Consider the following 24,176-nt stretch of genomic DNA (forward strand, 5'->3'; position numbering starts at 1 on the left):
CGTGAAACAGGTGTAACTAACTGGTATAGAACAATAAAATCTTGGAGTTCTAATTGTTAATATCAAAACTGTTTATCAAATAACGAAATAATCGTAAATAGCTGAATATTGTCCTTGAACTTAGTACGTGCAATAAGTTAGTTTTCGTTAACGGTCTATGTTAGGAATGAGGAAAGAACATGCAATCGTGGAACCCAGATAGCTGGAGAAAACTGCCGATACTTCAGCAGCCAGAGTACCCAGATCAAGAAGCCCTTAAATCTGTTGAAGGGCAATTAAAAAGCGCACCACCTTTGGTATTTGCTGAAGAGACGCGTAGCTTATACAAACAACTAGAAGCTGTATGTGAAGGCAGAGCCTTTTTATTACAGGGTGGTGATTGTGCAGAGTCATTCAGTGACTTTAATGCAGCAAATATCCGCGATACATTTAAAACACTTTTACAAATGGCCGTTGTTCTAACTTATGGCGGTAAATGCCCTGTCGTTAAAATTGCACGTATGGCTGGTCAGTACGCTAAGCCTCGCTCATCAGATTACGAAACTATCGACGGTGTTTCATTACCTTCGTACCGTGGTGATATCATCAATAATTTCGAGTTCACAGAGCAAGCACGTGTACCCGATCCACAGCGTTTGATGACGGCATATCATCACAGTGCAGCAACGCTGAATTTATTACGCGCGTTCGCGCAAGGTGGTTTAGCCGATTTACATCAAGTAAACCGTTGGAACATGGGTTTTGTTGCAGCAAATCCACTTAAAGAGAAATACCAACAGCTAGCCGATAGAATTCAAGATGCGCTTGAGTTCATGGAAGTGTGTGGTATTGACTCAACAGTTGCACCGAGCTTAAAAGAAACAGACTTATTTACATCACACGAAGCGTTATTATTGGGCTACGAAGAAGCACTAACACGCCGTGACCACTTATCAGGTGATTGGTACGATTGTTCTGCACACTTTGTGTGGATCGGTGAGCGTACACGTCAGCTTGATCATGCCCACATCGAATTCTTCAAAGGGATTAAAAACCCTATCGGTGTGAAAGTTGGCCCAGGTATGGACCCAGACGAGCTAATAAAACTTATCGATGCAGTTAACCCAGATAACATTCCAGGTCGCTTAACGCTAATTACACGAATGGGTGCTGATGTACTGCCTGAGAAACTACCGGCACTAGTACGTAAAGTACAACAAGAAGGCCGTAAAGTTATTTGGAGCTCAGATCCAATGCATGGCAATACTGAGAAAGCGAGCTCAGGTTATAAAACACGTAGCTTTAATAATATTCTTCGTGAAATTAGCCAGTTCTTCGCAGTTCATAAAGCGGAAGGTTCTTACCCAGGTGGTGTTCACCTTGAGATGACAGGCCAGCATGTGACTGAATGTACGGGTGGTGCTTATGGTTTATCTGATGAAGATTTAGCTCAGCGTTACCGCACACAGTGCGACCCACGTTTAAATGCAGATCAAGTTTTAGAACTTGGTTTCTTAGTTGCTGATTTATTAAAAGACGCACGTAAGTAATAAGCCAAGTGCTTCAAAAAAGGCTGCAGTTCGCAGCCTTTTTAATGTCCGATACTAAAATAAGTTAGTACTTACGTCTTTCAAGTCCAGTATCAGATATAATCTTTGCAGAAATTTCTTCTACTGAATGATGAGTCGAATTTAAAAATTGAATCTTTTGCTTTTTATAAAGCATTTCTACTTCACGCACTTCAATACGACACTGCTTTAAAGATGCATATTTTGAATTTGCCATACGACGCTGGCGAATATCGGCAAGGCGAACAGGGTCAATCGTTAAACCAAATAGTTTATGTTTGTAAGCTTTTAAACACTCAGGCAGGGTGCCCCTTTCTAAATCATCTTCTGTAAGCGGGTAATTGGCCGCTTTAATACCATATTGTAATGCCAGGTATAAACTAGTCGGTGTTTTACCGCTTCTGCTAACACCCACTAAAATAATGTCGGCTTCAGAGTAGTTTTTAATATTAGCGCCATCATCATTGGTCAACGCATAGTTAACCGCATCAATACGAAAATCATAACTTTTCTCGTGCATCGAATGCGTTCTATGAACCTTCGGTACCGGCGCAACTTTTAACTCTTGAGAAATTTTATCACTGTATTGTGATAAAAAGTCATAACAAACCGCGCAAGACGATTTAATAATTTCACTTAGCTCGTGGTTAACAAAAGTGAAGAACACGAGTGGCTGCTCACCATCACGCTGAGCAGTTGAATTAATTAAGTTCTTAACTTCAATTGCTTTTTTTTCTGTTTCAACAAATGGGATTGTTTTGTGGTTGAAGTCAACTGGAAACATAGACAATGTTGCGTGGCCAAATACTTCAGAGGTGATAGCTGTTCCGTCAGAAATATAGAATGCAGTTCTCATAATTAACCTTTTTATTACCTTTATCTGCAAAATAGGGGCTTCACGGTTTACGTGAGGTCTGTTGCCAGTGTAGAATGAAGCTGACCTTTTTAGAAGGTTTTCTTTCTTAACTCTCACAGTTAGTACTACAATTTGTTTTATGGAGAAAGATCCGTGCAAGAATACGTTCTCTGGTATCAAGAGCTTGGTATGCAAGATGTTCCACGTGTTGGCGGTAAAAACGCTTCACTGGGTGAAATGATCTCAAACCTAGCTAACGCTGGTGTTCAAGTGCCAGGTGGTTTTGCTACAACCGCTGATGCATTCAACGAGTTCCTTGAACAATCAGGGCTAAACTCAAAAATCCACGATATTTTAGACACATTGGATGTGGATGATGTAAATACACTCGCTAAAGTCGGTGCCGAAATCCGCCAATGGATTATCGATACACCATTCCAACCTAACCTAGACCAAGCCATCCGCGACGCATATAGCCAATTACATGGCGACGCATCACAAGATGTTTCATTTGCAGTTCGCTCGTCTGCTACAGCAGAAGACATGCCAGATGCTTCATTCGCAGGACAACAAGAAACGTTTTTAAACGTACGTGGTATAGATTCAGTAATGACTGCAATCAAACACGTGTTTGCCTCACTATTTAATGACCGCGCAATTTCTTACCGTGTTCACCAAGGTTATGATCACCGTGGTGTTGCATTATCAGCTGGTATCCAACGCATGGTACGTTCAGATAAAGCTTCTTCAGGTGTTATGTTCAGTATTGATACTGAATCTGGCTTTGAGGATGTTGTATTTGTAACTTCAAGCTATGGTCTTGGTGAAATGGTTGTACAGGGTGCTGTAAACCCAGATGAATTTTATGTTCACAAACCAACACTTGCTAACGGTAAACCAGCAGTAGTTCGCCGTAATATTGGCTCAAAAGCAATTCAAATGATTTACTCTGCGGATGAGTCACATGGTAAGCAAGTTGAAATCGTTGATGTAGATTCGTCACTTTCAAACAAATTCTCAATTACAGATGCTGAAGTTCAAGAACTTGCTAAGCAAGCTGTGATCATTGAAAAACACTACGGTCGTCCAATGGACATCGAGTGGGCAAAAGACGGTAACGACGGTAAACTGTATATCGTTCAAGCACGTCCAGAAACAGTTCGTTCAAACGAAGACGCTAACGTGATGGAGCGTTTCCAATTAAACGGTACAAGTACAGTTGTTGCTGAAGGCCGTGCAATTGGTCACAAAATTGGTTCAGGTACAGTACGTGTACTCGATTCAATTGATGAAATGGACAAAGTACAACAAGGTGACATTCTAGTTACTGACATGACTGACCCTGATTGGGAACCAATCATGAAACGTGCTGCTGCGATTGTTACAAACCGCGGTGGCCGTACTTGTCATGCGGCAATCATTGCACGTGAATTAGGTATTCCTGCAGTTGTTGGTTGTGGTAACGCAACTGATTTAATTAAAGCAGGCCAAGATGTAACAGTATCGTGCGCCGAAGGTGACACAGGTTACATCTACGAAGGTATTTTAGATTACGAAGTACTTACTTCACGTGTTGATGAAATGCCTGAATTACCAATGAAAGTTATGATGAACGTGGGTAACCCTGATCGTGCATTTGACTTTGCACGCTTACCCCATGCAGGTGTAGGTCTAGCGCGTGTTGAATTCGTAATCAACCGTATGATTGGTGTTCACCCTAAGGCACTTCTTAACTTTGATGCTCAATCTGACGAGCTAAAAGCTGAAATCTCAGAAATGATGGCAGGTTATGAATCACCTGTAGAATTCTATATTTCTAAGCTTGTTGAAGGTATTGCAACATTAGGTTGTGCGTTTGCACCTGAACGTGTCATTGTTCGTATGTCTGACTTTAAGTCAAACGAATATGCAAACCTTGTAGGCGGCCAGCAATATGAGCCGGAAGAAGAAAACCCAATGATTGGTTTCCGTGGTGCAGCACGTTATATTTCTGAAGATTTCCGTGACTGTTTCGCGTTAGAGTGTGAAGCGATTAAACGTGTTCGCAACGAAATGGGTATGACTAATATCGAAATCATGATCCCATTTGTTCGTACGCTTGAAGAAGGTAAGCGCGTTATTGAATTACTTGAAGAACATGGCCTTAAACGTGGAGAAAATGGTCTGAAAGTAATCATGATGTGTGAATTACCATCAAACGCTTTACTAGCAGATGAGTTCTTAGAGTATTTCGATGGTTTCTCTATCGGTTCAAATGACTTAACTCAGTTAACATTAGGTCTTGACCGTGATTCAGGTTTAATTGCCCATCTATTTGATGAGCGTAACCCTGCAATCAAGAAACTATTATCAATGGCTATTCAAACAGCTAAAGCAAAAGGCAAATACGTAGGTATTTGTGGTCAAGGTCCTTCAGATCATGAAGACTTTGCAGCTTGGTTAGTTGAGCAGGGCATTGATTCTGTTTCTCTAAACCCAGATACAGTATTAGAAACGTGGTTATATCTTGCTAAAAAATTAGCCGACTAAGTACTTTATTTAACTAAAATAAAGAACCTAATATAAAAATGCCAGCACTTAGCTGGCATTTTTGTTACTTCGAAGGGCAACACGCCCTTTAAATCAGCGAGCAAGTTTTTTATCAATATAGGCACATGACTTAGTAAGTGCCTTTTGGCACAAGGTTAAATAATCACGCGCTTTAGGATAATAAAAAGATAAACAGAAAAGCCCTGCAATAAAGAAGATCAGCGAGGGCCCCGGAATAATGACAAAAACTAAACCCAATAACATGCACAAGGCACCTAAACTGATTAATGCAATTTTTTTCATCTGGCTATCTCATTTGCTGCTTTAATACACAGTATAAAAGTATTGCACCCTAAATCGATAAAAAGAGTGTTACAAACTGTAAAATCTTCAATTTATCTTAGCTATTAGCATGATATAATTTGCAAAATGCCTTAATTTATCACCGTCATGATAGCAACAATAAGCCAACAACAAGCCGCCACAGAACTCGTTTCTAATTACTTAGAAACAATTAAAAAACAAGGTTTTAGTGGTGATACCGATGCAAGCTTTTCTACACGTTTAAGTTTATCGACCGATAACAGCGTTTACCAACAAGTACCTCAAGGTGTCATCTTTCCAAAGTCTGCAAAAGACATACAACTTGCTATGCAAATTGCTTCACGTGATCCGTTTTTATCACTGACTTTTGGTCCGCGTGGTGGCGGTACAGGTACTAATGGCCAATCGCTAACACCCGGTATAGTTGTTGATTTATCTCGTTTTATGCGTGAAATCTTAGAAATCAATGTCGAAGAAAACTGGGTACGCGTGCAGACAGGTGTAATCAAAGATCAATTAAATGACTTTTTACGCCCTTATGGTTTTTTCTTTGCGCCCGATTTATCAACAAGTAACCGAGCAACAATCGGTGGCATGATAAATACAGATGCCTCTGGTCAAGGCTCTTTGGTTTATGGCAAAACCAGTGATCACGTTTTAGGCCTTACTACTTATCTTGTTGATGGCACTGAAATGTCAACAACCCCTATGCCTATTGAAAAAGCAAAAGTAATTGCTGAACAAAACACGACTGTAGGTAAATTATATAAAACAGTTATCGATATTGGCCTTGAAAACCGTGATGCTATTTTAGAAAAATTCCCACGTTTAAACCGTTTTCTTACCGGTTACGATTTAGAACATATTTTTTCTGATGATTTACAAACCTTTGATATGAGCCGATTAATTACTGGCTCCGAAGGTTCTTTAGGTATTGTTACAGAAGCGAAACTTAACATTACGCCAATTGCAGAATTTAAGACTTTAATTAACATTAAATACGATAGCTTTGATTCTGCACTTCGTCATTCACCCTTTCTAGTCGCAGCAAATGCAACTTCGGTAGAAACAGTCGACAGTAAAGTGCTTAACCTTGCTCGAGAAGATATCATTTGGCATTCAGTATCGGACTTAATAACCGATGTTGAAAACAAAGATATGCAAGGGCTCAACATGGTTGAGTTTAATGCGGTTTCACCAGAAGACATAAAAGACAAAGTAGACACTCTTTGTAAGTTACTTGATGAATGTGTTGCAAAGCAAACTAATGGCGTGATCGGTTATCAGTTAACCAATGACAAGGCTGATATTTTAAAAATTTATGCAATGCGTAAAAAGTCAGTGGGTCTTTTAGGGAATGTAAAAGGCAATCAAAAACCATTAGCTTTTGCTGAAGATACTGCAGTACCTCCAGAAAACTTAGCAGATTTCATTGTCGAGTTTCGCGAACTTCTCGATAACCACAATCTTCAATATGGTATGTTTGGCCATGTTGATGCGGGTGTTTTACACGTACGACCTGCTTTAGATATGTGTGACCCTGAGCAAGAAAAATTGCTTCGTCATATTTCTGATGAAGTCGTTAAATTGACTGCCAAATATGGCGGCTTAATGTGGGGTGAGCACGGCAAAGGATATCGAAGTGAATATGGCCCTGAATTTTTTGGCGAGCATTTATTTACACAACTTCGAAAAATTAAAGCGGCATTTGATCCAAATAACAGAGTAAACCCTGGTAAAATCTGTACGCCAATTGAAAGTAAAGACTCACTCGTTTCTGTTGACGATCAAAAGCGAGCCTGGTTCGACAAAGAAATTTCTATCGATGTTAAAACAGAATTTAATAACGCGATGACCTGTAATGGTAATGGTCTGTGTTTTAACTACGATGAAAAATCACCAATGTGTCCGTCTTATAAAGTAACAGGTGACCGCCGATATTCACCAAAAGGTCGCGCGAGTTTAATGCGCGAATGGTTACGACTTCAAGAGTCTGAAAATATTGATTTACTCAATGTTGAAAAAGAATTGATCAATGGTGAAGTAATCACTTGGTGGGAGCGCTATCAACATAGTCGCGATAAGAAAAAAGGCGTTTATGATTTCTCTCATGAAGTGAAAGAATCAATGGACGAATGTTTAGCTTGTAAAGCATGTACAACTGCATGCCCAATTAAAGTTGACGTACCAACATTCCGTTCACGCTTTTTAAATTTCTACCATAGTTTTTATGCACGCCCAGCAAAAGATTACTTAGTGGCAGGTATCGAACAAACTGCGCCGGTGATGGCAAAATTTGCTAAAGTGGTAAACCCAATAGTAAATACAAAACTTGTTTCAAGTTTAATTAAAAATACTATTGGTTATGTTGATACACCAAGTTTAAGCGTACCGCAACTTTCAAAACGTATTTCTAAAGATCAACAATTCAATTTTGAATTACTTAACTCGCTTTCCAAAGAACAACAAGCTGAATATGTATTGATAGTTCAAGATCCATTTACAAGTTTTTATGAAGCCGAATTAGTTGAAAGCTTTATTAAAGTCATTAAAGCGTTAGGCAAAAAAGTAATGCTATTACCATTTAAACCTAATGGTAAAGCACAGCATGTAAAAGGGTTTTTAAATGAATTTAAAACAACAGCAAAAAATGCAGCTGAGTTTTTAAATTCACTCAGTGAAATCAATGCACCTTTAGTTGGGCTCGATGCATCTTTGGTTATGTGTTACCGAGATGAATATGTGTCAATTTTAAAAGAGAACCGTGGAGATTTTAAAGTTGAACTTGCGCATGAATGGCTTCAAACGCAAAACTTTAAACAGGTTACTCTTGCCACAAAATCGAATTCGCCATTTAAATTGTTAAGTCATTGTACTGAAACAACAGCTATGCCAAATGCATCTAAAGTTTGGCAAACTATTTTTGCTGATTTAAATTTACAACTAGATACGACTAGTACAGGTTGTTGTGGTATGGCAGGAACCTATGGCCATGAAAAACAAAACCAAGAAAATTCACGCGCACTTTATGAAATGAGTTGGCAACCAATTATTTCTAATAATGAGCCTGAAACTATTTTAGCAACTGGGTTTTCTTGTCGTAGCCAAGTGAAACGCTATGAAAAATTTAAACCAAAGCATCCACTGCAATTAATTGCAGAGCTACTTTAATTTTTAAAATAAATAAGGCGCGTTACGCGCCTTTATTTTTGGTAGCTTTTTGCAATTGGCTTGGTACTCATGCCATGAATAAAAACACTAAATAAAATGGTTGTTAATGTTACGGTGGCAATTTGTTCTTTGTTTGCAATTGCTGTGTCCATCACCATTAAAGTAAAAACAATAGACGCTAAACCTCGTGGACCAAACCAAGCAAAAGTAAATTTTTCTTTGAAATTTAGATTAGTAAATATGAGTGAAAGTAGTACCGGCACAATTCTAAAAACCGTCACACTTAATAGCGCATAAAAAACAATTGGCCAGGTAATATCATTCACAATTAAGTGACCACACACAAAACCGAATAAACACCAAATTATTAGCGCAACAAATTCAGCGATATGTTCAGAATCTTTAACTAATGTAAAACGTATTTTTCTAGGAGCTAAATAGTCGAATAAAAGCCCCGCGACGAAAACGGCAATAAAACCACTACCATGGAAATTTTGTGTTAAAGAGAAAATGGCCATCACTAAACCAATCAATAAAAATGGACTGCTATTATTGGCAAAGTAATGACGTGCTAATGCAATTTTTAGAAGTGGAATAAACACTGCCATAGACACGCCTGCAATAACAAGTGCAACACCTAACTCTCTTGTAAAAACAAGTAAAGTATCAATTGTCGTTACAGCACTCTCTGGGTTTTGAACTAATAAAAGTAAAACTAAAAAAATGGGAACGCAAAGGCCGTCGTTCAAACCACTTTCCGTATTTATTCCTTCTCGAACTTTTTCTGGTACTGATGTACATTCTAAAATTCCCTTACTAAGCGCGGCATCAGTTGGCGTTAAAATAATCGCGATCAATGCAGATTGAAAAAGTGATAACTCAGAAAAGAAAAATAAAGCACCGGCAACACCTAACATTAATGTCATAGGTAAAGCGACAAAAAGTAACAGGCTAGGGTACTGATAACTATGTTTTAAAACTGTTAGTTTTGATTTTGCTGCATCGGTAAATAAAAAAATGCTTAAGGTTAATTCAACCAAAGGTAAAATGTCACTGAGTCCTGCTTCGCCTAGCTTAAACTCACTCGGCAAAAAGTAAGACATTGCAATTCCTACTAACACAAAAAACATTGGCCCAGTAATTTCTGTTCGCTCTAACTGACGGATTGTCAGTGAGTAAAATAAAAGAGCTAAGCCAACTAATGCTAGTATTGTATATTCCATTAAACTTTCCTTTTTATTCCAGACTTTGCACGTTCTTTTATATTTGTTTGAATATAAATTTGATCTGTTGTGGCAATTTTTGCATGACCCAAATCTTCAGATAAATGTTTAAGCGGCCTTGTTTGAGCATCATGCGTTGCTCCGGTATGTCTTAGCCAGTGAGCCGTGGCCGCTTCAAGTTGTTCCGCATCATCTTTAAAGCCGTCATCTAATAATGATTGTTTTGCTAAATCAAAACTTTGCTGTACTAAACGGCGAATTTGTCGAACAGTCATTCCCCCTTTACCACGAATTTTGTGAACAAGCGGTTCAGCTTCATCAACGCGGGGCAGGGCAGGTAGACCACGGTAAAGTCTGTAACGTTTTAGATACGTGATAAAATCTTCGCTTAAAGTAACATCACGTAATTTATTACCTTTGCCCATAATTCTTAAAAACCAAAAACCATCATTATCTTGCCAAAAATGTGACATAACCGGCGACCACTGAGGTCGCTCTGATAACTCGGAAATTCGTAAATATAATCCTTTTAGGCAAGCGAGAGTAAATAAATTTCTCTCTAAATCAGGTTGTTGCTCGCATAAATCTCGTGTAACACCAAATACATACTCCCATTGAATATCACTCAGTGTGTCAGGGATTTTAATTTGCGATTGTACAACTAAATAAGGGCTATTCTTTTTGACAACCGGTACAAAATTGGCAAAGGTTTTTTCTTCTAGAATAGCAAACTTATAAAACACATTGAGTGCTGTAAACATTGCTGCTAGTGTTTGTTGGCTTGCTATGTTTTCTTTATTAATGAAAGGGCGCCAATTTGTATTTAGTCGTCTTATCCCTTGTTCATCTTTATAACGCCATTGAACTGAATTTGATAACCAGACTGAATCTGGTTCAACCATAAAATCAACATAGGCTTCAATATCGTCACGCTTTAGTTCAAAAACTGATTTTTCAGCAATTAACCATGCCCATAAGCAGAATCGCTCAAGTTCATTTCGAAAGCGATTAAATGTTGCTTCTGATTTTCGGCCGTAAACATACAAGAATTGATATAGAAAAGTTAAGTCATTTCTTGATTCAGCAACAGTCAATCCAACTTGATGTATAAAGTTATCAAGTTCAGGATATTCTGTAGCAAGAGTATCATCTTCAAGATGGGCAATTTGATAGCGCAGTTGTTTAAGTGTATCGACGAGAGCAACGAGCATAATGATTAAATATCTTGTAAAATAACAAGTTATAAGACTAACACAAAGTCCGATACTGTCTAGTATTGGACTTTAAATATTATCTTTTTAGTCTATATTTATCATAACCATTGCCATACAAATATTCGAGGAATATGTATGAAAAAGTTTTTTACTATAAGTTTAATTTTAGTTACAGCCATCCTAACTGGTTGTGCTACTACAGGAAGCGCTTCTCCCGATGAAAAACGTGCTCTAGTACAAAGCATGAAAAATAATACACTAAGTGAGCTTTACGCACAAAAACCCGATGTAAAACAGCAAATTGCTAACTCGGCAGGTTACGCGGTTTTTGATAATGCCAACGTCAATGTTGTTTTAGCCAGTTTTGGTGGTGGTTATGGTGTAGTAAAAAATAACTTAACCGGTAAATCAACTTACATGAATATGGGTGAAGCAGGTTTAGGCCTAGGTTTAGGTGTTAAAGACTTTAATGTTGTTATGGTTTTTCATAATCAAGCAGCAGTAAATCGCTTTATTGAACACGGTTGGGCATTCGGTGGTAACGCAGATGCAGCTGCTAAATATGAAAATAATGGTGGCGCTTTAGTTGCCGAAGCAATTGCCGACCAAGTAACAGTTTATTCTTTAACCGAAAATGGCCTTGCGTTACAAGCAGTACTTAAAGGCACTAAATTTTGGGTAGATTCTGAGCTAAATTAAGTTATTTAAAACCCTTCTGAAAGTGGGCTAGTTAGCAACCTAACTCCCACTTTTAATTATTTAACTGAATTTAACATAACGTAATTTATGGGCTATCTTCGATACCGCAAAGATTGGATCACCTCTTTACGAATCAAGTTACCAAATACTATACTAGCTTTTTAAAATTCTAAGTTGCATTACCAATGCTTTAGTTGGTAAGGATGCTATGTTTGGCGTTAATTAACTAGGTTTTCTTGAAATAGTCTAATTTAGAAACTGTATTTCTAGTCCTGCTAAACTGAATAAGTATGCACATCTATATAAGGTGTTACAAATATTAAACTCTACCATTTTATAAATACATAAAGGGACACTCTCAGACAGAATCTTTAGTAATATTTTTTATCATTAATGGCTTTTTATGCCTGCAAATTTCATCAAAAGAATTAGCAAGTCGCTCAGTTTCATCAAGCACTTGCTGCCAATATTTAATTCGTGTATCGGCATCAAGCTCAGTAAAGTCTTTACGATCAGGGATTTTGCCATAAGGTAATGAAGCAACAAAGTTAGCTGATGGAGTGATCATCACCACATTATCATAGTTCCTAGGGGTAATACCGCGCTTTAAACTTTTATCAAACCACCCTGCTTTAGGGTTGTTATTAAAATGCGGATATAAAATAAGCCCGTCATTATGAATAGTTAAGTCAAAGTGATAATCAATGATACCGCCATCACGATACATACCAGGCGGTGTTCCTGTTATGTTTTTAATGCCTTGCATGACTAATGGAATAGAGCCTGAAGCAAGTAACGCATCGGCTAAATTATCTTCGCTAAGCTCAATAGTATGGGTATTGAAGATGTTGTTATCTGAAAACGATAACTGACTATCTGCAGGCTGAAATACATAACGCTCATATTGCTTACTCAGAAAACGCCTATTCATTCTATTGGCTAAGTAACTTTTAGATAACCCCATTAACTGCATTACTTTGTTTTCTGATGCTGTAAAGCCATTCGATTTTGCAACGATAAAGTGGGCTTTAAAAATAGGGTTGTTAATAATTTCTTGAATACCATTTTCAGCAAACACAGTGCATAATAACTCTCGTGCTTTTGTGGTTATTTCTTCTGGTTTTGCTTTATTCGATGAATAACGTGTTTCAGAGTAAGACTTTGCTAATCGCGATATAGCAGCAACAGGGTCGTTTTGTGCAAAACAGGCCGCTCTAAATGCCCCTGCACTTGACCCTAATAAGTTTAAAGGTGCGGTACGGTTTTTAAAAAATTCACCAAATAGGTATTTATCCAAACCAAATAATGTAAACCATTTGGGGCCGCCGCTTGCTCCTAAAAAGGTATTAAACAAATCGGCAGACAGGCCTTGCTCTTTTATTACTTTTGCAGCACTTGGCCCTGCGTAAATATCTATCATGGTTACTTTTCTCGTTATTGTTTTAGATTACTTTCGCCAAATCCCTTGTTCTGTTTGACCTTGAACCTGTACTTTTTCAGAATCAAAACTGGGTTCTTGCCCTGCTTCACGTTGACTATGGTAGTCCTTTGTCACAGATAAGATAGTTGGCGTTAAGCGTATGATAGCGATAACGTTCACCACTGTCATTAAACCTAAAGCAATGTCTGCAAGATCCCACACTTGTTTAATTGTGGCCGATGCGCCCCAAATCATCATGGATAAATATAAACAGGTATAAATACCACGGCCGAGTTTATTATCTAGTTTAAATAAATGAAGGTTACTTTCTGCATAGGCATAGTTTGCAACCACAGAAGTAAACGCAAATAAACAAATTGCAGCTGCTACAAAGTAAATGCCACCAGCGGCCATATGCGCTGTCATTGCAGATTGAGTTAAGCGTATTCCTTCCATTTCGCCACTAATATCAATATCAGCTAGTAAAATAATCACCGCAGTACAACTACACAGCACAATAGTATCGAAAAACACTCCTAGCATTTGAATGTAACCTTGAGTGACCGGGTGGTTTGGTACTGGTGATGCACAGCCTGATGCATGGGGTACACTACCCGCACCTGCTTCATTGGAATAAAGCCCTCGCTGAATACCATTTTTAATTGCTGCGCCCATTGCTCCTACGCCGGCCTCTTGTAAGCCAAAGGCTGAAAGTAAAATATCTTCAATCATCGAAGGCACTTTACCGATATTCAGTAAAGTAATTATGATAGCGGCGAGTACAAATAAAATGCCCATGACTGGCACAATGCGTTCAGCAAAGCGGGCGATTGCTTTAAAGCCACCTAAAATAATAGAGCCTGCCAGTATTGTGATCACAATACCTGAATAGAGTGTTGGAATTTCGAATGCGTAATTGAGGGCATCGGTAATGGTATTCGTTTGCATGGCACTAAACGTAAATCCATAACCAAGAAACAAGCAAAAAGCAAAACACACCGCAAGTGCTCTGCTGCCTAATCCTTGTTGAATATAATAAGCTGGCCCGCCTCTAAACTCGCCGTTGGCATCCCTAACCTTATAGACTTGCCCAAGTACGCTTTCGGCAAAGCCAGTGGCCATGCCCAAAATGGCAATCACCCACATCCAAAATATTGCACCGCTGCCCCCTAACGAAATAGCAACGGCAACCCCTGCAAGATTACCTGTTCCTACACGTGCTGAAAGACCTGTACATAAAGCTTGAAATGAGCTAATTGAGTTTTTATCTGTGTTGCTACTCGACTTTAACAAGCTAAACATATGGCGAAACTTAACCAGTTGGATTGCTTTTAGCCTTACTGAAAACCAGATCCCAGTAAACAGAAGAATATAAATAAGAATTTGGCCTTCTCCCCAAAGAAGACCATTGATTGTCGATACAGCACTATTAAACATGGCAAGCCTTTATTGTTCTTATAGATTAATACCAACCTGCAGTAATACTTAATCATTTTGAGGGATTAAACCTGTCACTAACTGCGTTAAAAATCTCTCATTTAAAAAACTAAATAACGACATTTTTGCCTTGTTATCAACAAGGTTTTATTGCCTCAAAACTGCTCTGTTAATTAAGCGGATTGGTATAAAAAATCACAAAAAGTGAATAGCTAACCACTTTAACTTTATTTACAAATATCTCAAGTAGGCAGTGAGATTAATTACCCGAGCCTGCTCTCGACTAATTTAGCAGTTGTTGCTGTAGGAATGCACGACCTGCCGCTAAGCCTAATTTGTGATCATAACGAAGATCTGAATCTGTACTACCCAGCAGCTTACTGCGTAATTTATCACCTGCAAAAATTTGTGTGATACGGACATCACTTGGCGGGTTTGCAATGAAATCTAATTCATCTTGATATGCTTGTTCGTGCTGAACTAGGTAATCAAATGTTTTGGGGCAATAGCCTGATACGCGAACGAGTGTCTTTAGCTTATTAACCCATTCCGATTGCACTTGAAAGTTTTCATCAACAGTACGAATAACCACAATATCGCGGGCACCACGGTTATAAGCTTCTTTCACGGGTAAAGGTGCAGCTAGGCCACCATCTAAATACATATCATGGACTAAATCAGTATTAGAGCTTTGAATAATTGCATCATTTGCGGCCTTGGTAGTAAGCCAAGGAGTTAAGTTAACACCATCTTTATATAAAAAGGGTAATGCGCTTGATGCTTTTAACAGGGCCAACCATTGCGTATCTTCACCATTCGGGCTCAAGTAATACGGTTTACGGTCAGCCGCGTTAGTGGTTGTAATCAACAGTTCGCGATTACCTAGGCTTTGTGTTGCTGTTTTAAAATCTAAGGCACGGTTTACTTCTTTGGTTTTGTCAAAATACCAATCAAGATCGACAATGCTTTTACCAAACAGTCCGCGGCCAAGTTGAAAAAAACGTTTATGGCGCGAAAGCCCTCTGATAAGACGTTTTGCATAGCCTTTTTGACGCGCTAAATAACTTGTTAAGTTTTGTGAGCCTGCCGACGTGCCAATGAATAAATCGAATGGATCGTAATTATTTTCTAACCACGCATCGAGTACACCTGCGGTAAAAATCCCTCGTTGCCCACCACCCTCAGCGATTAATGCTGTTTTTGTTTGTGGTTCTACTGCGGCAATTGTTTGAGATTTCACGGTGCACCTTCCTAGGGTAATGGTTAATAAATGTATTGTATAAAGTAAAATTCAATCCTTAAAACGGAATAATTAAATTAAATCAATCTATAAAACCGTTTAATAAGAGAGTGTCAGGGCTTAAGTAATGCGCATAAAAAACTCATCACACGCATTACTATTTACCAAACCGTATTAGTGCATGATGCTTGCTAATATTTCCAGCGCATGTTGTCTGTCACTCAATTCATACAGGTCATTTGTAAAAATAAACTCATCAACCTGTAGCGTTTGTTTAATCATACTCAGCTTATGCTTAACGCTCGCTTGACCGCCAACAACAGAAAGTCCTAAAAAGTTTTCTACTTGCATTTTTTCTTGTGCTGTCCACAAGCCTTCCATTGTTGCAACAGGCTCTTTAAGCCAAAGTGGCTTGCCGCGCATAAGTGCTAAGATACGTTGTTTCGCTGTGGTTGCTAAAAACTGTGCTTGTTCGTCGGTGTCAGCTGCAACAATAGGTAAGCCAAGCATGACGTATGGCTTATCTAATACCTCAGATGGTTGAAATTCTCTGCGATACAATGCAATGGCATCTTCAACAAAGCGCGGCGCAAAATGACCTGCAAATGCGTATGGCAAACCTTTTTTTGCCGCAAGTCCAGCACTATAAAGGCTTGAGCCCAGTAACCAGATTGGCACATTAGTGTCTTCACCTGGAATTGCGCGTACTGGAGAGTCACCTTTATATGGGCCAAGTAAAGCTTGCAGCTCCGTTACTTCATCATTGAAGTGTTCAGCGCGTTGTTCGTCACGGCGCAAAGCACGGCTGGTAATTGGGTCACTACCTGGTGCTCGGCCTAAACCTAAATCAATGCGACCGGGGTATAAACTCTCTAGGGTGCCAAATTGCTCAGCAACAACCAGCGGTGGATGGTTAGGTAACATCACTCCACCCGCACCTACGCGAATATTCTCGGTTTTACCTGCGATATGACCTATCAGTACTGAAGTTGCGGCACACACGATACCGCGCATATTATGATGCTCTGCCATCCAAAACCGATTAAAACCCAGTTTGTCGGCTGTTTGTGCATAGGTAACGCTGTTAGCTAGTGTTTGCGAAACGGTTTCGTGCTCTTTCATTGGGCTCAATTCAAGCAATGAAAAAGGTGTGTTGCTAAGATCTGACATTCGCTCTCCAAAATTTAACTCTTTATAATTAGTTAATGAGAGCGAATGGCTATTTTTCAAATGCTAATTAGGCACGGCTTTGTTGCTGTTTTTCCACCTTTAGGCCATCGGCATCAATACCACGCTTCCAATAGGCCGATGCTACAATGTGTTCACGGTCAATTTTAAAGCTACTTGTCACTAAGCGGCGAATTGCCTTAACCAAGTTTGCTTCTAATGCCATAAACACCATAGGTTGCGTGTTATAACCTGCACATAAGCGTGTTACTTGGTCGAGCAGATCTGTTTCTGGCTCATCTGTAACTAACCATTCAACACTATGTTGGCTGTGTGCTTTAATTTGCTCAAGCTCAATGATATCGGCTTTATCAGCGACATGAATAATGGCATCAACTGTGGCGTCTTGTGGCAGGGCTTGTAAATAACCATTGATTGCATTTACAGAGGTTAAATCTGCCAGCATTAAGTAATGTGTTTGCGTAAAATCAGTGAGTTTTTTAGAACCAGGGCCAGCAATACCTACCTCGTCGCCTACTACCGCACTTTGTGCCCAGTTGGTGGCAACACCTTGATGTTGGTTAACCACAAAGTCGAGGGTAATAGCGCCGTTCACAGGGTTAATATCACGAATAGTGTAAGAGCGCATTAATGCAGGATGCTCAGCGTGTAAATCAAGTTCAACCTTAGATTCACCGGCATGCGGGAGTAATACCTTTACGTACGCACCTTTTGCATCTTGTGGAAAATCGGCAAACTCCTCTGAGCCAACGACAATTCTTTGTAGATGCGGGGAAATACGTGTAGTACTTAATACGTTTGCACGACGAACTTTTCTAGCCATGTCAGTCTCCTAGCTGGTTAAATTGCACAACGCCCCAATAGTTGATATAGTCAACTATACGCTTTTGATTGACTTTGTCAACTAATCATAACTAGGTGAACCATGCCACAAACTTCGCTTTCTTCTGCTTTATTTACTCTGGCACAAAGCTACCGTGTTACTGTACGTGAAGCCATTAACGCCAACGAGCTTGGCCTTAACGCATTACATGTACGCTGCTTGCACATTATTGCTGAAACAAAGCACTGCACAGCGAACGATATAGTTGCGACAACGGGGCGTGATAAGGCGCAGATAGCACGCTTAGTGAAAGATCTCATCAAGCTTGACTTGGTGTCTAAATGTGCCGACGAAAATGATAAGCGCTGTTTGATTTTGTCGTTTACTGAGCAAGGTAAAACCCTGCTCTCGCGCTTAGAAGTTGCAGAGCAACAGGTTGATTCTAGGCTTTGTGAAGGGTTAACTGAAACTCAGATAACTGAATTCATATCAACAGCGACAACAATGATCAACAATATTAAAAGCTAGATTAAATTATTACTTAAAAATTTACGTATTGACCGCGCGTTAAAGTCATAAGATCTTTTGGATTTAAGGCAATCTCTAGCCCACGTTTACCTGCGGATACATAAATGCATTCAAAGCTTTTTGCGCTAGTATGAATATAAGTTTTTAGTTGTTTTTTTTGTCCAAGCGGGCTTACTCCACCCAGAATGTAGCCAGTGGATTTTTCAACAGCTTGTTGGGGAGCCATCTCTATTTTTTTTACCCCCGCAAACTTAGCTAACATTTTTAGGTTAAGCTGCTGGCTCACAGGCACCACGGCAACGAATAAGTTCTGAGTATTGTCTTCGACAACCAGGGTCTTGAAAACCTGTGCTGCGGGTAAATTTAATTTTTCAACGGCTTCTAGCCCAAACTGCTTTTGATTTGGCTCATGCTCATAAGAAAGGACATCAAATTTAATTCCTTTTTTCTTCAACAAATTGATTGCTGGTGTCATTAATTCTAATCCAAGTTACTCTATAATCATTTTGTTCAACATAACATAAAATTCTTAATAAAGAACGAATCGTACTAGGGTATGAATTTTATAATCAACTAGACTAATAGAACCAATCTTTTTTGGACAATTGTCATGTTGAAATCACATACTCTGTATTGGTTAAAGCAAATATTCATTCTTTTAACTTGTTTCTTCGCTATTAACTTTGTGTGCAATGAATATATACGGTGGAATGCTTTTGTGGATTGTCAGAATAAATGTCAGTTACTCGGAATTGAAAAAGGCAGAATACAAAAAACTCAATATAATGACGACGTCACACTTTGCAGGTGCTTAGCTAATAGCGATTACTACGTGGTTCTAAATTAGATATTTTAAACGACTAGAGTAATTTTTTAGTAATAAAAAAGGCGCTTATCAGTAAGCGCCTTTTTATTAACTAACCAAATTTATTTAGTTAAATCATCGAAAAACTTCTTCACACCATCAAAGAAACCTTTCTCTTTAGGTCGGTTTTTCGATCCATCTTTACCCATGCTTTGCTCAAGCTCTTCAAGCAATTCACGTTGACGGTCGTTTAGATTAACCGGTGTTTCAATGACCACTTTACAGATCAAGTCACCTTGTGCACCGCTGCGAACCGATTTCACACCTTTACCGCGCATACGGAACATTTTGCCCGTTTGGCTTTCTGATGGGATCTTAAGTTTTGCTCGACCATCCAGTGTTGGTACCTCGATTTCGCCACCTAAAGCAGCCGTAGTGAAACCGATAGGAACTTCGCAATACAGGTTATTACCATCACGTTGGAAAATCGGGTGTTCACTAACAGAGACCTGAACATACAAATCACCTGCTGGGGCTCCATGCATACCTGCTTCACCTTCACCAGATAAACGAATACGGTCGCCCGTATCTACACCCGCTGGGATCTTAACAGATAAAGTTTTCGTTTTCTCAACGCGACCTTGACCATGACAGCTATCACATGGATCAGAAATAATCTGACCTGTGCCCTGACACGTCGGACAAGTTTGCTGCACAGCAAAGAAGCCCTGGCGCATTTGGACTTGACCAGCACCATGACAGGTAGTACAGGTTTTTGGTTTAGAACCTGCTTTTGCACCACTGCCATCACATGGTTTACAGCTAACCCAAGTAGGAACTTTAATCTCTACATCTTTACCACGAACTGCCTCTTCAAGGGTCAAGTCCATGTTGTAACGTAGGTCAGCGCCACGTTGTTGGCGAGATTGACGACGGCCACCGCCACCAAAAATATCACCAAACACATCACCAAAAATATCACCAAAGTCACCGTGACCGCCACCAAAGCCACCATGCCCGCCACCGCCGTTTTGATCAAAGGCGGCGTGACCGTATTGATCATACATTTGGCGTTTTTGCGGATCAGTCAGTACTTCGTAAGCTTCTTTTACTTCTTTGAACTTCGACTCAAGTTCTTTATCGCCCGCAGTACGGTCCGGATGATATTTCATCGCTAAGCGCTTATACGCTTTTTTGATGTCTCGTTCGCTTGCATCTTTGCTTACGCCGAGAACTTCATAATAATCGCTTTTTGACATATGTATCACACTACTCTTTTTAATGCAGTTTTACTGCATGATGCTAAACGTTTGTTTACCATCTATATACATGCAAAAGGCGCGTCAAGCGAATTCGCTGGCGCGCCTCAATGATTCATCCTAACTTAAATAGCACAACAAAGCAGCTAGTTTTAAATTAGGCAGAAGCGTTACGAGCAATTACTTGTCGTCTTTCACTTCTTCGAATTCTGCATCAACAACGTCATCATCTTGCTTAGCAGATGATTGTTGCTCACCAGCATCTGCACCACCTTGCTGTTGCGCTTTAGCTTGTGCAATTTCCATTAGCTTTTGTGATTTTTCAGCAAGAGCTTGAGTTTTAGCTTCAATCTCTTCTTTATTATCACCTTTAATCGCCGTTTCTAGCTCTGTAAGCGCAGCTTCGATTGCTTCTTTATCTTCTGCTGGTAATGCGTCACCTGCTTCTTCGATTTGCTTGCGTGTACCGTGAACCATTGCATCAGCTTGGTTACGAGTCGCTACTAGCTCTTCGAATTTTTTATCTTCTTCAGCGTGCGCTTCAGCATCACGTACCATTTTTTCTACTTCTTCATCGCTTAGACCTGAAGAAGCTTGGATTGTGATCTTCTGCTCTTTACCTGTATCTTTGTCTTTAGCAGATACATGTAAGATACCGTCCGCATCTACGTCGAATGTTACTTCGATTTGAGGTGTACCACGTTGTGCTGGGCGGATACCTTCTAGGTTAAATTGACCTAGAGATTTATTGTCGCTTGCACGCTTACGCTCACCTTGTAGTACGTGAATCGTTACCGCTGATTGATTGTCTTCAGCTGTTGAGAAAACTTGTGATTTCTTAGTAGGAATCGTCGTGTTTTTCTCAATTAATGCTGTCATTACTTGACCCATAGTCTCGATACCTAGTGATAACGGAGATACGTCAAGTAGTAGTACGTCTTTAACGTCACCAGCTAGTACACCACCTTGAATCGCAGCACCTACAGCAACAGCTTCATCAGGGTTAACATCTTTACGTGGCTCTTTACCAAAGAACTCAGCAACTGTTTTTTGTACTAAAGGCATACGTGTTTGACCACCAACAAGGATGATGTCATTTACGTCGCTTACTGATAAATCAGCATCAGCGAGTGCACGCTTAAGCGGCTCGATTGACTTAGTGACTAAGTCTTCAACAAGTGACTCAAGTTTTGCACGAGTAACTTTAACGTTCATGTGCTTAGGACCAGTTGCGTCAGCAGTCACGTACGGTAAGTTAACTTCTGTTTGCTGTGCAGAAGAAAGTTCAATCTTCGCTTTTTCAGCAGCTTCTTTAACACGTTGCATTGCAAGCGGGTCATTTTTAAGGTCAATACCTTGGTCTTTCTTGAACTCTTCAACTAAGTAGTTGATAACACGGTTATCGAAGTCTTCACCACCTAGGTGAGTGTCACCGTTAGTTGCTAGCACTTCAAATGTGTGCTCGCCTTCAACTTCGTCAATTTCGATGATAGAGATATCGAAAGTACCACCACCTAAGTCGTATACCGCAACAACGTTTTCACCTTTATTTTTGTCCATGCCGTATGCAAGAGCAGCGGCTGTTGGCTCATTGATGATACGTTTAACTTCAAGACCCGCGATACGGCCAGCATCTTTAGTTGCTTGACGTTGTGAATCGTTAAAGTATGCAGGTACAGTGATTACTGCTTCAGTAACCGCTTCACCTAAGAAGTCTTCTGCTGTTTTCTTCATTTTTTTCAGCACTTCTGCTGAAATTTGTGGTGCAGCACGTTTCTCGCCACGTGCTTCAACCCATGCATCACCGTTATCAGCTTTTACAATTTTAAAAGGCATGATACCGATATCGCGTTGTACTTCTTCGTCTTCAAAACGACGACCAATTAGACGCTTGATTGCAAATAATGTGTTAGTTGGGTTAGTTACTGCTTGGCGTTTTGCAGGTTGACCAACTAATGTTTCACCGTCTTGCGTGTATGCAATGATCGATGGTGTTGTACGATCGCCTTCCGCGTTTTCGATAACGCGTGCTTTATCACCGTCTAGTACTGCTACACAAGAGTTAGTAGTACCTAAATCGATTCCAATAATTCTACCCATGAATCTTCTCCAACTTCAAAATTCGTTAAAACGTTCGATGACTAGTAAATAGGGGTGCAACAAACTGAATTCAACTATTAAAATGAAAAAAATTTACTTTTTTTTGAAATATTTTCCAAATGGGCATTTTTTCTTCAAAAAGAGGTGTTTTCTTAGCTTCATTGCAGGGTAAGTGAACTGGTCTGATCACTTTTGCTATGCTATAACCAACAATATAATACTAAATGTTAAGGAAAGTTATGCATTTTGAACAATTACTCGCCAAAGCGAGTGAACTAGGCTGCGACAAAACGAAAGTGATGCAGTTCCCAGAAAACTGGTGTCAGGGTCGTACAGCCTTTGGCGGGTTATCAGCCGCTTTGTTGTATCAAGCAATTCGTCAACATATTGATAGCTCTCGTCGTTTACTATCTTTAAGTACCAACTTTGTGGGGCCTTTAATTGCTGATACTGATTTTTCCATTGATGTTGAAGTATTACGTGAAGGTAAAAACAGCGCTCAAGTGCTTGCTAAAGTGGTTCAAAACGGCGCTGTCTGTGTTATTACTCAAGCCTGCTTTGGGGCACAGCGCCAATCAACTGTACGTGTTGATGTCACTAAAGTAATGCAACTTAAACCTGTTGATGAGCGTTTTACGCTACCTTATAAGGAAGGAGTAATGCCGGCATTTTTTCAACATGTAGCACTGTGCTTGCAAGATGGTCAAATGCCCTTTTCAGGTGCTGATACCTCTCATTTAGGTGGCTGGATGAAATTTAAACATACCCCGAAGCAAATGAGTGAGGCACATATTATTGCCCTAACAGATTCATGGCCACCAACGCTTTTGCAAATGTATAAGCAACCTGCACCAGCAAGTAGCATGTCGTGGTACCTTGAGTTTGTTGAGGAACCTAACATTGCATCGGATGCATGGATAGGCTATGAAGCAATCACTCACCACAGTAAAGATGGTTATGGCCTTGAAGATGGCTGTATTTGGAGTGAAGACGGCAAATTAATCGCACTTAGTCGTCAAACTGTTGCGCTATTCGCGTAATTCTCCTGTTGATAGCTGCGCATATTCAGTGCCATCTAGGCGAATAATTGCTTGATATTCGCCTGATTCAATAATCTTACCTAAACCAAGGTTAAAGCTATCTTTAAGTGCTTTATTAGAAAAGTACGCAGGTCTTGGCGCTTCTTTGAATATAGGGTGAACAACAAAAGGAAGTACTTTGCTAGATTGTTTATATTTTTCTAAATAAAAAAGAAATACACGACGCTCTATTATTATAACATCTACCCAGCCCTTCATTAGATGGTCAACTTGTGCTTCTTGATTAACGACTTCGTCGTAGGAGGCCAAATTTTCTGAAACAGACTTAAATGGTTGCTCTATAAAATTTATTGCATTTTGAAATGCTAAAACACTCTTACCAGCAAGATCAAACACTGAATTAATAGCAAACTCGTTTGTTGCCAAGCTAATTGCCACATTCTGATACATTACAAGTGGCTCACTTTTATAAATGTCTGCTATGGCAGTCGGAGGAAAGTTCAGAACGATATCGACTTTACCCTGCAATAACTGCTGCTCAGCTCGTTTATTAGACATGTAGTGTATAGTAGGGTCAGCAATACCTTGTGCTTGTAACGCTGCTTTTAAAATTTCAATTTGAATACCGCTGTTTGATTGCTTAACTATATAAGGTGGTAAAAAAGAGCTTGCAGCCACAACAAGCTGCATTTCGTGGCTCTGCTTAGACACGCACTCGCCTTTAAAAGAAAACATAAATAACAAAAGTATTAATGTACGACTCACATTCCACC

19 protein-coding genes are annotated in these 24,176 nt (G+C 39.6%); 6 read left to right on the forward strand and 13 right to left on the reverse strand.

Annotated elements, in window-relative coordinates; translation table 11 throughout:
• Positions 1–179: 179 nt before the first annotated feature.
• Complete coding sequence (locus L3V38_RS06545) at positions 180–1,529, forward strand: 3-deoxy-7-phosphoheptulonate synthase class II (RefSeq protein WP_054563102.1); 1,350 nt, start codon at positions 180–182, stop codon at positions 1,527–1,529.
• A gap of 64 nt (positions 1,530–1,593) precedes the next feature.
• Here the strand turns inward: L3V38_RS06545 and L3V38_RS06550 are convergent, their stop codons facing one another.
• A complete protein-coding gene (locus tag L3V38_RS06550; protein WP_237118818.1) occupies positions 1,594–2,403 on the reverse strand; it encodes a pyruvate, water dikinase regulatory protein in 810 nt (269 codons plus the stop codon).
• Between the two features lie 153 nt (positions 2,404–2,556).
• Here L3V38_RS06550 and ppsA point away from each other — a divergent pair, with 153 nt between their 5' ends.
• On the forward strand, positions 2,557–4,932 hold the full coding sequence (gene ppsA, locus L3V38_RS06555; protein WP_237118819.1) for a phosphoenolpyruvate synthase: 2,376 nt from the start codon (positions 2,557–2,559) through the stop codon (positions 4,930–4,932).
• 93 nt (positions 4,933–5,025) lie between these two features.
• On the opposite strand, the gene L3V38_RS06560 is transcribed toward ppsA, so the two are convergent.
• Entirely contained in the window at positions 5,026–5,235 is a 210-nt protein-coding gene (locus tag L3V38_RS06560) for a PGPGW domain-containing protein (protein ID WP_054553331.1), read from the reverse strand.
• A gap of 147 nt (positions 5,236–5,382) precedes the next feature.
• Here L3V38_RS06560 and L3V38_RS06565 point away from each other — a divergent pair, with 147 nt between their 5' ends.
• The gene (locus tag L3V38_RS06565; protein ID WP_237118820.1) at positions 5,383–8,427 is read left to right on the forward strand and encodes an FAD-binding and (Fe-S)-binding domain-containing protein; all 3,045 of its coding nucleotides are present in this window, start codon (positions 5,383–5,385) and stop codon (positions 8,425–8,427) included.
• Between the two features lie 32 nt (positions 8,428–8,459).
• Here L3V38_RS06565 and L3V38_RS06570 read toward each other — a convergent pair whose 3' ends face one another.
• Positions 8,460–9,650, reverse strand: a complete 1,191-nt coding sequence (locus L3V38_RS06570; RefSeq protein WP_237118821.1) for a cation:proton antiporter — start codon at positions 9,648–9,650, stop codon at positions 8,460–8,462.
• Positions 9,650–10,861, reverse strand: coding sequence for a tyrosine-type recombinase/integrase (locus tag L3V38_RS06575; protein WP_237118822.1), 1,212 nt, complete (start codon positions 10,859–10,861; stop codon positions 9,650–9,652). The genes L3V38_RS06570 and L3V38_RS06575 overlap by 1 nt, the downstream gene beginning before the upstream one ends.
• A 138-nt stretch (positions 10,862–10,999) precedes the next feature.
• On the opposite strand from L3V38_RS06575, the gene L3V38_RS06580 reads away from it, so the two are divergent.
• The gene (locus L3V38_RS06580; protein WP_130152062.1) at positions 11,000–11,563 is read left to right on the forward strand and encodes a YSC84-related protein; all 564 of its coding nucleotides are present in this window, start codon (positions 11,000–11,002) and stop codon (positions 11,561–11,563) included.
• Between the two features lie 358 nt (positions 11,564–11,921).
• On the opposite strand, the gene L3V38_RS06585 is transcribed toward L3V38_RS06580, so the two are convergent.
• The 5 genes from L3V38_RS06585 to L3V38_RS06605 all read right to left on the reverse strand — a co-directional run bounded on the left by L3V38_RS06585 (position 11,922) and on the right by L3V38_RS06605 (position 17,671).
• Positions 11,922–12,983, reverse strand: coding sequence for a patatin-like phospholipase family protein (locus L3V38_RS06585; RefSeq protein WP_237118823.1), 1,062 nt, complete (start codon positions 12,981–12,983; stop codon positions 11,922–11,924).
• 27 nt (positions 12,984–13,010) lie between these two features.
• Positions 13,011–14,420, reverse strand: coding sequence for an alanine/glycine:cation symporter family protein (locus L3V38_RS06590; protein WP_237118824.1), 1,410 nt, complete (start codon positions 14,418–14,420; stop codon positions 13,011–13,013).
• 283 nt (positions 14,421–14,703) lie between these two features.
• Entirely contained in the window at positions 14,704–15,660 is a 957-nt protein-coding gene (locus L3V38_RS06595) for a patatin family protein (RefSeq protein ID WP_237118825.1), read from the reverse strand.
• Between the two features lie 174 nt (positions 15,661–15,834).
• Positions 15,835–16,830 (reverse strand): LLM class flavin-dependent oxidoreductase, encoded by a 996-nt coding sequence (locus L3V38_RS06600; protein ID WP_237118826.1) that lies wholly within the window; start codon positions 16,828–16,830, stop codon positions 15,835–15,837.
• Positions 16,831–16,897: 67 nt separating this feature from the next.
• Positions 16,898–17,671, reverse strand: a complete 774-nt coding sequence (locus L3V38_RS06605; RefSeq protein WP_237118827.1) for a siderophore-interacting protein — start codon at positions 17,669–17,671, stop codon at positions 16,898–16,900.
• 102 nt (positions 17,672–17,773) lie between these two features.
• On the opposite strand from L3V38_RS06605, the gene L3V38_RS06610 reads away from it, so the two are divergent.
• A complete protein-coding gene (locus L3V38_RS06610; protein WP_237118828.1) occupies positions 17,774–18,199 on the forward strand; it encodes a MarR family winged helix-turn-helix transcriptional regulator in 426 nt (141 codons plus the stop codon).
• A gap of 13 nt (positions 18,200–18,212) precedes the next feature.
• Here L3V38_RS06610 and ybaK read toward each other — a convergent pair whose 3' ends face one another.
• The 3 genes from ybaK to dnaK all read right to left on the reverse strand — a co-directional run bounded on the left by ybaK (position 18,213) and on the right by dnaK (position 22,363).
• Positions 18,213–18,674, reverse strand: a complete 462-nt coding sequence (gene ybaK, locus L3V38_RS06615) for a Cys-tRNA(Pro) deacylase (RefSeq protein WP_237118829.1) — start codon at positions 18,672–18,674, stop codon at positions 18,213–18,215.
• A gap of 452 nt (positions 18,675–19,126) precedes the next feature.
• The gene (gene dnaJ / locus L3V38_RS06620; protein WP_237118830.1) at positions 19,127–20,263 is read right to left on the reverse strand and encodes a molecular chaperone DnaJ; all 1,137 of its coding nucleotides are present in this window, start codon (positions 20,261–20,263) and stop codon (positions 19,127–19,129) included.
• Positions 20,264–20,443: 180 nt separating this feature from the next.
• On the reverse strand, positions 20,444–22,363 hold the full coding sequence (dnaK, locus tag L3V38_RS06625) for a molecular chaperone DnaK (RefSeq protein WP_237118831.1): 1,920 nt from the start codon (positions 22,361–22,363) through the stop codon (positions 20,444–20,446).
• Between the two features lie 239 nt (positions 22,364–22,602).
• On the opposite strand from dnaK, the gene L3V38_RS06630 reads away from it, so the two are divergent.
• A complete protein-coding gene (locus tag L3V38_RS06630; protein WP_237118832.1) occupies positions 22,603–23,403 on the forward strand; it encodes a thioesterase family protein in 801 nt (266 codons plus the stop codon).
• Here L3V38_RS06630 and L3V38_RS06635 read toward each other — a convergent pair.
• The gene (locus tag L3V38_RS06635) at positions 23,392–24,114 is read right to left on the reverse strand and encodes a transporter substrate-binding domain-containing protein (protein WP_237118833.1); all 723 of its coding nucleotides are present in this window, start codon (positions 24,112–24,114) and stop codon (positions 23,392–23,394) included. The genes L3V38_RS06630 and L3V38_RS06635 overlap by 12 nt on opposite strands.
• Positions 24,115–24,176 lie beyond the last annotated feature (62 nt).

Origin of the sequence: Pseudoalteromonas sp. L1 (assembly GCF_021728095.1) — a bacterium.
Taxonomy (GTDB): domain Bacteria; phylum Pseudomonadota; class Gammaproteobacteria; order Enterobacterales; family Alteromonadaceae; genus Pseudoalteromonas.

Coding starts and splice junctions, on each gene's coding strand:
- L3V38_RS06545 (WP_054563102.1), top strand. CDS start 180: ATGCAATCGTGGAACCCAGATAGCTGGAGAAAACTGCCGATACTTCAG.
- L3V38_RS06550 (WP_237118818.1), bottom strand. CDS start 2,403: ATGAGAACTGCATTCTATATTTCTGACGGAACAGCTATCACCTCTGAA.
- L3V38_RS06560 (WP_054553331.1), bottom strand. CDS start 5,235: ATGAAAAAAATTGCATTAATCAGTTTAGGTGCCTTGTGCATGTTATTG.
- L3V38_RS06565 (WP_237118820.1), top strand. CDS start 5,383: ATGATAGCAACAATAAGCCAACAACAAGCCGCCACAGAACTCGTTTCT.
- L3V38_RS06570 (WP_237118821.1), bottom strand. CDS start 9,650: ATGGAATATACAATACTAGCATTAGTTGGCTTAGCTCTTTTATTTTAC.
- L3V38_RS06575 (WP_237118822.1), bottom strand. CDS start 10,861: ATGCTCGTTGCTCTCGTCGATACACTTAAACAACTGCGCTATCAAATT.
- L3V38_RS06580 (WP_130152062.1), top strand. CDS start 11,000: ATGAAAAAGTTTTTTACTATAAGTTTAATTTTAGTTACAGCCATCCTA.
- L3V38_RS06585 (WP_237118823.1), bottom strand. CDS start 12,983: ATGATAGATATTTACGCAGGGCCAAGTGCTGCAAAAGTAATAAAAGAG.
- L3V38_RS06590 (WP_237118824.1), bottom strand. CDS start 14,420: ATGTTTAATAGTGCTGTATCGACAATCAATGGTCTTCTTTGGGGAGAA.
- L3V38_RS06600 (WP_237118826.1), bottom strand. CDS start 16,830: ATGTCAGATCTTAGCAACACACCTTTTTCATTGCTTGAATTGAGCCCA.
- L3V38_RS06605 (WP_237118827.1), bottom strand. CDS start 17,671: ATGGCTAGAAAAGTTCGTCGTGCAAACGTATTAAGTACTACACGTATT.
- L3V38_RS06610 (WP_237118828.1), top strand. CDS start 17,774: ATGCCACAAACTTCGCTTTCTTCTGCTTTATTTACTCTGGCACAAAGC.
- ybaK (WP_237118829.1), bottom strand. CDS start 18,674: ATGACACCAGCAATCAATTTGTTGAAGAAAAAAGGAATTAAATTTGAT.
- dnaJ (WP_237118830.1), bottom strand. CDS start 20,263: ATGTCAAAAAGCGATTATTATGAAGTTCTCGGCGTAAGCAAAGATGCA.
- dnaK (WP_237118831.1), bottom strand. CDS start 22,363: ATGGGTAGAATTATTGGAATCGATTTAGGTACTACTAACTCTTGTGTA.
- L3V38_RS06630 (WP_237118832.1), top strand. CDS start 22,603: ATGCATTTTGAACAATTACTCGCCAAAGCGAGTGAACTAGGCTGCGAC.